The organism is Amycolatopsis sp. NPDC041971, assembly GCF_055588925.1.
Genome location: NZ_JBVJCE010000035.1, coordinates 18120 through 29267, shown reverse-complemented (window position 1 = coordinate 29267; position 11148 = coordinate 18120). Strand labels below are relative to the sequence as shown.

Genomic DNA, 11148 nt, shown 5'->3' with positions numbered 1-11148 from the left:
GTTGGGAGTTTTGGCTCTTGTCGAGAAAAAAGCAAACCAATGCCCCGCCACGCACCGAATCTTTCGGTCCCCCCCTCCCCCCCCCCCCCCCCCCCCCCCCGCCCCCCCTTCTCCCCCCCCCCCCCCCCCCCCCCCCCCCCCCCCCCCCCCCACGAGCCGAACACACCCCCGCTACCTGCTCTTTGTCAATTGACACTCAACTCGGGGCCGATCGACGCGATAATGTGGCAGTCGGCGCCGGCGGGTGGGCGCCGCGGACCTTGGGAGGGGGCCGATGGCGCGACCGACGCAGGCTCTCGACCGCACGATCGTCGTGGTGGACGTCGTGGGTTTCACCGCCCCGGACCGGAACCGCCTCGACAAACTCGCCGTGCACCAAGGCATGTACGAAGTACTGAAGACGGCCTTCGCCGAAAGCGGTATCGACTTCGATTCCTGTGCTCACGAGGATCGCGGCGACGGCGTGCTGGTCCTGCTGCCGCCCGGAACGACCAAAAGCCTGGTTCCCGACCTGCTGCCGGATCGCCTCGCGGTCGCCCTCCGCCGGTACAACCACACGCGGACCCCGCAGGCGCAGATACGGCTGCGGGTGAGTCTCAACGCCGGTGAGGTGCTGTACGACGGGAACGGGTGGGTCGGCGAAGCGGTCGACAACGCTTTCCGCATTCTGGACGCGCAACTGGCGAAGGAAGCGTTCGCGAAATCCGCTCGGATGATCGCCTTCATCTCGTCGGAGCGTTTTTTCACCGACGTCATCGAAAAGGACCCGGGTCTGTTGCCCGAGTTGTACCGCTCGATACCCGTTTCGGTGAAGACTTTCACCGGAACGGCTTATTTACGGCTGCACGGGGAGGTCGCGACCGGCGCCGCCGAAAACAAGGTCGGCCTGGACGGCGCCGTTCTGGATTTGATCCCCCGCAAGGACCTGACGGGCCTGCGCCGGCAATTGACCCAAATGGAGGTACCGCATCTCGCGGTCATGATGAGCCGCGCGCTCGGCCCCGCGGTTCCGTTGCCCCGGCTGGAGGGCATCACCGACGCCTGGGCCGCTTTTGACCTGCTCACCGACTACAACGCGGGCCCGGACGGCATTCCGCCCGCCGTCACGTTCCTGCGCCTGATCGCGGAAAACGTGGCGGACGAGCCGGGTGCCGAGATCGCGGGCTGGGTCGCCGACCAGGCGCGATCGCTGCGGATCATTCCCGCGCTCGGCCACCAGCGGGCGAGCAGGCCCCCGATTCCGGAACGCCCCCCGTTGCATTTGATGATCATGCTCGAACCGGTTTCCGCCGATCCGGCGCGGTGCACTCTCGCGTTCTGGAGACAGGACGACCCGGAGGTCTGGCCGCCGGCGCTCGGTGGAGTGCGCGAAATCGGAATAGAAGAGGTCGAGTTCAGGGTCGATGACGTCATCCTGGAGACTGAGAGCGTCTGGTCGGGCCAGAGCGTGTCCGCGTCGGTGGAATTCCTCCTGCCGAGGACGTTGATCAATTTGCCGGTTCAACGGTGGGCGAAGGAACATGGCACCGGCCATCCGCAGCCGTTGCGCTACGGGTACCGGCTCGGAATACGGTCGTTGGAGAGGATGCGGGCGAGGCATTGGCATCGCGCATGGAACGTTCGCTGGGATTCGATGGTGAAGGACCCCGCCGCCGACCGGCTGCACTATTCCGGATGCGCGGAGGATCACCCGATCGACGCCATACTGAGCGACGATCACTGGGTCGGGTTGGTCTTGGCGAAACCGCCGTCGCCCAGAACGGAATCCGGTGCGGCGCCGGACGAACTGACGACCGCCCTCCGCAGCGGCCTGCCGGTGGTGCTGTGGCATCCGGACGCGGAACCGGAGAACCTGCGCGAGTTGCTCGACTGGGTGTTGGCCGCGGAGCACGGTTTCGTCGAGCTTCCGGATCGCCGCAAACTGGCGAATTCGGGGGCGGCCGTACCGTTCAAGAACTCTCTGGCGCACGATCTGGTGGTAATGTGGGACGACCCGAAACGTGTGATCGTTCTGGACCAGCCGTTGACCCCGACTCGACCGTAAGGGGATGCCGCGGATGAGCGGGAACGATCAGGACGTGGCCGCGGACGGCCGGACGTCTCGGCTCGACGCACCCGATTGGTGGATTTATCGGGGCACCGGAAGGCCCATTCACGACATCGATCTCGCGCAATTACTGCCCGCACCGCCGCCGTGGCGTTCGTATCGCGGTGATCCGCCACCGGAGCACGACGTGCCACCGCCGGACGACGGCGAGGCGGAACGCCGTCTGGGTACCGCGTTCACGCTTTCGGAGCAGGACGTCGACGCGAGCGAATTGAACATGGTGAACGCCGCTCTCTATCTCCGGCGTCCCTTGCTGGTCACCGGGAATCCCGGGACCGGGAAGTCCAGTCTCGCGTATCGGATCGCCAGGGAATTGGGGCTCGGCAGGGTGCTGCGCTGGGCGATCACCAGCCATACCGCGCTGAGTTCCGGGCTGTACGGCTACGACGCGATCGGCCGGGTCCAGGCCGCGGCGACCAGTCAGGCCCAGCGCGGCGGCGAGGCCGAAGAACCACCGATCGGCGATTTCGTCCGCCTCGGCCCGCTGGGTACCGCTTTTCTTCCCGGCAAGCTGCCGCGGGTACTGCTGATCGACGAACTGGACAAATCCGAGGCGGATCTGCCGAACGATCTCCTGTCGATCTTCGAGGACGGCGAATTCTCCATCGAGGAATTGGCCCGCGTGCGCAACCGGCATCCCGAAGTCACCGTGCACACCGCGGACCCGCACCGCGCCGCCGTCGTCCGCGACGGCCGGATCGCCTGCCACGCCTTCCCGATCGTCATCATGACCAGCAACGGAGAACGGGAGTTCCCGCCCGCCTTCCTGCGCCGCTGCCTGCAATTGCGGATCGAGAACCCGGATCACGAGCAGCTCGCGGCGATCGTGGCGAGCCATCTGGTCGGCGAGAACGGCGAACACCGGGACAGGCTCATCCGCGAATTCGCCGAACGGAGCAAGGCGGAAGGCGGTCTCCCCACCGACAGGCTGCTCGACGCCGTCTATCTCGCGACGTCGGGCGCGTACCAGCCGGATCAGGAGGCATGGCCGCGGCTGGTGGACGCGCTCTGGCAACGACTGACGGTGCGGTGACATGGACGGGCCGGGCGGTGTGTCCGACTCGCGTTCCGCCCCGGTGGCGGAGCAGCGGAAGGCCGGTTTCCCCCAGGGGGTCGGGCGGTTCGCCTTCGAGGACCTGAACTGGACCGAGGTGGCGGACATCGTGTGGCTGGCCGCGGCCATCACGCCGCGGCAAGCCGACGACGGATCCGCTCCGCCCGAGGAGCCGGAGCCGGCGTCCGAGGGCGTGCGAATCCGCAACGCGCCCTCCGAACGCGGGGAAATCCCGGAACCTCCCGAACAGCGGCCGTCGCGGATCGCCGACGTCCCGGTGCCGGACGAGGACGACGCCACGTTCGTCGAGATCGAGGCCGTACCCGGTGAGCTGCCCGAACCCGCGGTGGACGGCACGGGACCCGGGGGAGTCGTGGTCCTCGAATCCTTGGCGTACTTCCGCGCGCTGAGAACCTTGAAACGGGAGACGGCCTCGCGGCGACACGACAATGTGGTCCTGGACGAAGTGGCGACCGCCGTCCGGGTCGCGGAGACCGGACGATGGTGGCCTGTCACCCGGTCGAGGAAAGAGCGCTGGCTGGATTTGACCCTCGTCCTCGACAACGGCCCGTCGATGGCCTTGTGGCGGCCTCGGGTGTCGGCCTTTGTCGAAGTGCTGCGGCAAGTGGGTGCTTTCCGCACCATTCAGGTCCGTCTGTTGGAAACCGCGAAGGACAACGAGGAGGATTTCGTTCTTCGTGGCGGTACGCCGGGCGCACCCGCCCGTGACCCGAACGAGATCCTGGACTCCTCGGGACGGCGCGCGGTATTGCTGCTGACCGACGGGGTCGGTGATGCCTGGCAGAAGAAGGACGCGCTGTACCCGATGTTGGCGCGGTGGGGACGGACGATGCCGGTGAGCATCGTGCATCTGCTCCCGCAATGGCTGTGGGGCCGGTGCGGGATGAATCCCCGCACGGCCCGGTTGCGAGTCCCGAACGCGTTGGCGCCCAACGGTCGTTGGGTTTGCGATCTCGCGGACGCCTGGCTCGAACCCGGCTCCGAGGTACCCGGCCATCTCGTCCCGGTGCCGGTGCTCGAACTGCGTCCACGGTCGCTGGGCTGGTGGGCCGGACTGATGACCGGGGAAAACGCCGACGCCGTCGAAGGAACCGTCCTGTTCGCCTCGGAACGGATTTCCCAGTCCGATTCCACCGACCGGCCGGTAACTTTGTCACCCGCCGAAAGAGTGCACAGATTCCGCAGTGTCGCGTCGCCGCCGGCGCTACGCTTGGCGCAGTTACTCGCGGCGGTACCGGTCCGTCTCGACGTGGCGAAGCTGGTGGGGCAACGGTTCGTGCCGGAAGCGGGACTGGAGCACCTCCTCGAACTTTTGCTTTCGGGGATGATGTACGCTCCCGCACTCAGGGAGGGCAAGTCCACTTGGGACACAGACGGGGTCTTCGCTTTTCCCGAGGCAGTCCGGGAATTGCTGCTCAGCGGCGCGCGGCGGTCGGAAACGGCCAAAGTCGTCCGAGTGGCCGCCACCCATTTCGGTGACCGGATCAGGCTGCTCGGTCACCTCCGAGACGCCATCGCCGATCCGAACAGCACGCCGGACCCGGACCTCACCCGCGAGTCCCCGGCCGATGTGGAGCTCGAAAGCGCGCTGATGCGCGCCCTTTCCGGACCCTATCTATCCCGGGCTGACCGGCTGCGGAACGCGGTACGACACCAAGTCATCGTCGCCCCCCTACCTGGAACAATAAAAAAGACTGTGAGCCCAAAGATGCCTGAGACGGCCGAACGTCCACCTGCCTCAACACCTGTGTCACAGGGACGCTCGTCTTATCTCAGTGAGCCCGAAGCGAACGAGCCGACGACCCGGATGGTGCATCCGTCGGCCTCGGAAACCTCCCGGCACTTCCCCGACCGTCAGGCCGATGACCCGCCGATGGTCTTCGGGAACGTCCCTCCGCGCAACCCCAATTTCACCGGCCGCGCCGAATTGCTCGACCAGCTCACCAAGCGGTTGAGCAGTGGTACCACCGCCGTGCTTCCTTCGGCGCTGCACGGTCTCGGCGGTATCGGCAAGACCCAGATGGCCGCCGAGTACATCTATCGGCATCTCCAGGATTACGACCTCGTCTGGTGGATCGACGCCGCGCATACCACCCAGATCCGAGCCGGTCTCACCGAACTCGCGGGGATCCTCGGTCTCCAAGGCGCGTCCGAGGCCAGTGTCGCGGTCCCGGCCGTCATCGAGGCGCTCCGGACCGGACGGCCGTTCCGCCGCTGGCTCCTGGTCTTCGACGCCGCGGAAAGCCCGGAAACCGTACTGCCGTTCTTCCCGCGCAACGGGCCCGGCGAAATCCTGATCACTTCACGGAACTCCGATTGGGCGGGTATCGCGCGCCCGCTGGAGCTGGCGGTGTTCAAACGTGAGGAAAGCGTCGAACTGCTCGGTCGCCGCGGTCCGGAGATCGACCCGTCCGACGCCGACGAACTCGCCGAGAAACTCGGCGATCTCCCCTTGGCCGTCGAGCAGGCGGCGGCGTGGCGCGCGGTGACCGGAATGCCGGTGCAGGAGTATCTGCGCCTGTTCGACGAGTCGGTCGAGGAAATCCTCGACACCGCCTCGGCGCCCGACAACGAGGTTTCCGTCGCCGCGGCATGGAACGTTTCGTTCGAGGAACTGAAGACCCGCAACCCGGCGGCTCACCAGATCCTGCACATCTGTGCCTTCTTCTCCCCGGAACCGATTTCGCGTGACCTGCTCACCGGGGTCAACCGGGTGTCGATCTCACCGGAACTCGACGCCGCGTTGCGTGACCCGATCAAACTGGCCCGCGCCATCCGCGACATCAACCGGTACGGCCTCGCGAAGATCGACCACGGCAACAACACCCTCCAGCTGCACCGCCTGGTCCAGCTGGTCCTGCGCAACCGGGTCATGGCCCGTCAGGTGCACGCGCGGATGCAGCACGGCGCCCACCAGTTGCTCGCCGCGCTGGACCCGAACGACCCCGAGTCGAGCAGGCACTGGTCGCGCTACCGGGAACTGCTGCCGCACGCCTACGCGGCGAACATCCTGGGCTGCGACGACGACTGGCCGCGTCAGCTCTACATCAACCTGATGCGCTACCTGTTCGAGTACGGCGATCACGAAGAAGCCGCCCGGCTCGGCCTCGAAGCGCGGGAACGGTTCACCAAAGTCCTCGGCCCCACTCACCCGCAGACACTCGAGGTCTCGTCGAGGCTGGGGCTCTACCTGTGGGCGATCGGCCGGTACTCCGAAGCCGCGGAGCTCAATCAGCGCACCCTCGCGCTACGCCTTCAGATATCCGGCGAAGAGAACGAGGAGACCTTCGCCCTCCAAAGGAACATCACGATCGACCTGCGGGCAAAGGGCGACTTCGCGGCGGCGACCAAACTGAGCGACGAGGTCTATCAGAAGGCCAAGCGGATGTTCGGCGAAGACGACCCGGAGACGCTTCACGCCGCGTATCAACATGCGATCAGTCTCCGGCTGGGCGGCGCGTACCGGAAGGCGTTGGAACTGGATCAGGACACTCTCCGGCGGCGGATCGAGGTCCTCGGCCGCGATCACGTCCGCACCTTCAGTGTCAACAGTTCGAGGAACGTGGACTTGCGAGAGGCGGGGGAGTACGGCCACGCCCGGATTCAGCAGGAGCGGCTCACGGAGAGCTTCATCGCCCGCTTCGGCCCGGACCAGCCGGACTCGGCGGGTAACTCGCTCCTGCTTTCGGTGGCCAGGAGGAAGGACGGCGACCACCCGGGGGCACTCAGCCTGTCCGCGGAAGTCCTCAAGAGGTTCCGGCTCGCTTATGGCGACGACCACGGCACGACGATGGCCTCCGCGCTGGCTCATTCGATCGATCTTCGTCACTCGGGTGATCTCGCCGCGGCGAGGAAGCTCGGTGAGGAGACCTTCGAGCGGTACCGGGGCGGCCTCGGCGAGCATCATCCGCATACCCTCGCGGCCAACGTCGACCTCGCGGTGACCTTGCGGCTGATGGGTGACCCCGCGGGCGCCCGCGTCCTCGACGAGCGCGCCTTCGAGCAGTTCCGTGCCACCATCGGCCCGGACCATCCCTATGCCGTCGTCGCCTCGATCAACCTGGCGAGTGACCTGTCGGCGGTAGGTGAACTCGACCGGGCGGCCGAACTGGGACGAGATGCGGTCGAGCGTGGCATACAGGTGCTCGGCGAGGACCACCCCACGGTTCTGGCGGCCTCCTTCAACCTCGGACTGGATCTGGCCACGCTCGGCCGGACGGAGGAGGCCGCACCGTTCCGCGACCCGATCCTGGCCAGGTACCGCCGGATCTTGGGAGAGGCCCACCCGGCAACGCAAGCGGCCGGTCGCGGTGATCGTGCCAACTGTGACATCGACCAGATCCTGATGTGACTCAGCCCGGTACGAGTTGCCCGATCCAGGCGGCGAGCTGTTCCACGGTCGGCGGCCGGGGACACGACCGCAAATGCCGGTGGACCGCGCGGACGAGTTCAGGACGGTGCAGCAGGGCGCGGGCGGCGGGATGCGGGCCTCGGGCGGAGAGCGCGAGACCCAGCCCGACCATCGAGTTCGGCCGGTCCGGATCCGCGGCGAGTTCCCGCCGGTAGCCCTGGACGGCTACGAGGAAATCGCCTGCGGTGTAAGCGAAATCGGCGGCGGTGGCGCCGGACACCGTCGGTGCTCGTCCGTTCGGCGACAGTGCCGTGCCGCCGACGGTGAGCCGGATCAGGTCCGTTCTGGCGTGGGACCAGCCTCCGTCCGGCACCGGCGTCGGGGGAAGGTCGGTCGCGTCGAAGGTGGCGGGCGGCCTCGGTCTTCCGCTGAGCCACGTGGCCGCCAGTTCGGCGACCACGGAGGGGGCCGGACGTAGGTGACGTGCCCGCCAGCCCGCGAGGTGATCGCGGCGGACGGCCGTGGCCAGCTCACTCGCCTCCGTCGACACGGGCTCGTCCTGCCAGGGCCCGAGGCATTCGGCGATGTTGTCGAGAAATCGACGTCCAGCGTCGGTCAGTGTCGAGTCCGCGCGCAGGACTCGCAGGGTGTGCCACGTTTGCTCGCGCCAGTAGGCGAATTCGAACTCGGAGCGCCGCGGGCTCTGCCCGGCCTTGGCCAGTGCGCGCCAGAAGGCTGTGACACCGAAAAAGGCGTAGACCCCTTGCAAGGCGCCGCTCAAGGGGCGCGGATCATCCCGCCAGGCCACGTAGATCCGCTCCCGTGGGTCCGGCTCGGACAACTCGACGAGGTGCAGCAGGCCGCCGAGAACGATGTGCTGGAATTCGTGGATCAGCGTTTCGGCGAGGGACGCGCCGTCGGTGGGCAGTCCGATGACCGCGCTGCCGAACGCTTCCCCGGTCGACGCGCTCGGATTCCGGAAGAGCACCTGTGGCTTCGGTACCAAGGACGCCAAACCCACCGGCATGACGGCGGCCAAACCGGGCAGATGGGTGGCGACCAGACGGCAGGCGTCGTCGATCAGCCGTTGCCAATCCGCCATATCCTTGTCCGGAAGCCGTTCCGGTGGGATCGGTTCGTAGAGCCCGCGGTAGGGATCGAGGTCGTCCAGCCACAACGAGAACCGGTGCGCGCCGACCTGGCTCCGTACCCGCCGGATTCCCCACCAGCCCGGAGCGTCGGAGTCCGGGGCGTCCGGGAGGTCGACTGTCGTATCGGCGCCGGACACGGAATACCGGCCGTTCACGCCTCGTACGACGGCCGAGGAAAACGTTCTGGAGTCCGGAAACCTGGCCATCCCGAGAGACGGGAGCATGACGTTGCCGTGCCAGGCCGGGACGACGGTGTCGAAGTCCAGTTCCGCCCGGATCGCCGCGGCCGCCGCGATCGCGTGCGCATGCCCCAGATGCATCCACAAAGGACCGACGCCGTCGATTCCGTCGCGCAGCAGACGAGTCGTGTAGCCGGCCCAGCTACCGGTGTACGGATTGGTGAGCATCCTGTTCACCGAGCGGGGTGCTCGTGCTTCGGCACGTGCGAGGAGTTCCCAGGCGGAATCCAGCGGCGGCAACGGGCCGGAATGGCCCGGTACTTTCGCGGCTTCGGTCAGCAACGAGTGGATCAACAGTTTGCGCCGGCTCCGCTCGGCCCGTCGCAGACGGCGAGCCATGTCCTCGTCACCGTCGAGACGTGCGAGCGCGTCGAAATCTCGCCATGACAACCGGTGGAACACGGGGCCCGCCCCAGATGACCCCGGCATCAGTCGATCCGTTCACCATTCCCGGCGCCGTTGCTTCTGTAACGTGCGCGGACAAGGGTGGTGCGTTCGACGACGTGGCGCGCCGATCGGTGGAAGGCTTCACCGTCCAGCTCACGTAACGCGGAGAAGGAGACCGCGTCGAGATCGATCAACGCCGATTCGATGTCCGGTTCGGTGCTTGCCGAGAAAGAACTCATCGTGCCGATTCCCTCCACCCCGTGAAACGGTTGCGAGAGTTGAACCTCGACAAGGATAGCCGAGATTTCGGGTTCGCTCAGGCCCGATCCGCAGGTGGTGGCCGTCCGGCGGCCAACTCGCGGAGTGCGCGAGGGCGGGTGATGGTGACACGCTGACGCGCGGTGCGCACCACCCCCAGCCGCCGGAGTTCTTCGAGACCCCGGATCAGGGTGCTGCGCGAAACCCTGGCGAAGCCCGCCAATTCCCCTTGGTTGAAGCGAAGATCGACCTGTTTCCCGTCCGACCAGTCGACGGCGTGCTGCAGTGCCAGTTCCAGGAGGACCGCGGCGAGGCGTTGCGGGAAGTCCGGCCCGCCGGACTCGAGGCGCAGCCTGTCGGACTGCTGCAGCCGGATCGCCGCGGTACGGAAGATCTCCTCCGCGATCCGCGGCTGCGCGCGCAGCACGCCGAGGAACTTCTCCCTCGGCACGACGAGCGTGTGCACCTCGCCCATCGCCGACATCGTGGCCGTCCGGGGGAGTCCGCTGATCGGGGCCAGTTCGCCCACGATTTCCGCGGGCCCGCGGGCGGCGAGCGGCGCGTCTTCGCCGCGATAGTTGGTGGCGCTGATCTTCACCCAGCCGTGCAGTACGACGAACATACTGGTGGGTGGACTGCCCTGGAGGGCGAGGATCTCGCCCGGCCGCCACACTTTCAGATGGCCCGCGCGCCGGAGGGCGGACTGCTCCGCCGGGGTCAGCCGGCCCCAGGTTCCGAGACCCCCGTGCTCATCCGCGGCGGAACCGGTCATCCTGGCCCCCCGGTTCCCCGGAAGCCGGATCCGCGCCGTGTTCTTTCGCGCTGTGTTCCATTTGACGCATCAGCCGCTCCCCCGATTCGCCAGCATGGTCAGTGGGCGGAAAGACCCGGAAGTTTCGAACCGGAACCGGTAATTGTGCCAGGCAAGGGGTGACTTCACCAGACCTCGGGCCGGCGACGGGGGAGGGCATCATGCGCGCAGCCGAAAGTGTCATGGGACGGCCGAAGGATCACCGCCACGTGCCTGCCGAGGAGGATCCGCTGACGCCCAAGGCGTTCGGCCGAAGACCGGCCTTCTTCGCGCCGCACCCGCCGCTGATGTCCGGCGGGTGGTACCAGGGCGCCGATCACGAGGTCCTCGGGCCGGGGCGGTATCCGATCGCCCGGCCGCCCGCCAAATCGGTGAAGGCGGCGTTGTTGTGGGCTTTCTTCTTGGGGCCTTTGGGATTTTGTTACGTGTCGCCCGTCGGCGGGCTGATCGCGACGGCGGTTTCGGTCACGGCGATCGCCTTCGGAGGAGCGCCGTTGGTGGCCGTGATCTGGCCGGTCGTCATGGTCCTTTCACTGGTGACCTTGTCACGGCGGTCAGTCGACGACACGAGATGGCGCCCGGCCGGTTGCGGCCGGGTGAACCGGGTGGGGGCCGCTCAAGGGGGGCGGCCCCCACCACGGCTTTTCCGGGTCGTGGGGGGGGGGGGGGGGGGTGGGGCAAGAAACCCCACACAACCCACGGTGAACCAGGGGTGCCCGCTGTTTTGGTGGGGGGGGGGTTGAGAGGGGGACACCCCCAGGGGTACGGG

The 11148-nt window shown here is 67.4% G+C and carries 6 protein-coding genes; 3 read left to right on the top strand and 3 right to left on the bottom strand.

Going from position 1 to position 11148, the window contains the following annotated elements:
- Positions 1-274 precede the first annotated feature (274 nt).
- Genes ACZ6DT_RS39720 through fxsT form a run of 3 tightly spaced genes read left to right on the top strand, consistent with a single transcriptional unit; the run spans position 275 to position 7533 of the window.
- Positions 275-2044 carry a VMAP-C domain-containing protein gene (locus tag ACZ6DT_RS39720; RefSeq protein WP_465605092.1) on the top strand — a complete coding sequence of 590 codons (1770 nt, stop codon included), beginning with the start codon at positions 275-277 and terminating at the stop codon, positions 2042-2044.
- A gap of 13 nt (positions 2045-2057) precedes the next feature.
- A complete protein-coding gene (locus ACZ6DT_RS39715) occupies positions 2058-3140 on the top strand; it encodes an AAA family ATPase (RefSeq protein ID WP_465605089.1) in 1083 nt (360 codons plus the stop codon).
- A 1-nt stretch (position 3141) separates the two neighbouring features.
- Positions 3142-7533: an FxSxx-COOH system tetratricopeptide repeat protein gene (gene fxsT, locus ACZ6DT_RS39710; protein WP_465605086.1), complete on the top strand. Its 4392-nt coding sequence runs from the start codon at positions 3142-3144 to the stop codon at positions 7531-7533.
- A 1-nt stretch (position 7534) separates the two neighbouring features.
- On the opposite strand, the gene ACZ6DT_RS39705 is transcribed toward fxsT, so the two are convergent.
- From ACZ6DT_RS39705 to ACZ6DT_RS39695, 3 genes are read right to left on the bottom strand one after another with little or no spacing between them, the layout of a single operon-like run.
- Positions 7535-9352, bottom strand: coding sequence for an HEXXH motif domain-containing protein (locus ACZ6DT_RS39705; RefSeq protein WP_465605084.1), 1818 nt, complete (start codon positions 9350-9352; stop codon positions 7535-7537).
- Positions 9352-9567 carry a hypothetical protein gene (locus tag ACZ6DT_RS39700; RefSeq protein ID WP_465605081.1) on the bottom strand — a complete coding sequence of 72 codons (216 nt, stop codon included), beginning with the start codon at positions 9565-9567 and terminating at the stop codon, positions 9352-9354. The genes ACZ6DT_RS39705 and ACZ6DT_RS39700 overlap by 1 nt, the downstream gene beginning before the upstream one ends.
- Before the next feature lie 59 nt (positions 9568-9626).
- Positions 9627-10340 carry a Crp/Fnr family transcriptional regulator gene (locus ACZ6DT_RS39695; protein ID WP_465605078.1) on the bottom strand — a complete coding sequence of 238 codons (714 nt, stop codon included), beginning with the start codon at positions 10338-10340 and terminating at the stop codon, positions 9627-9629.
- Positions 10341-11148 lie beyond the last annotated feature (808 nt).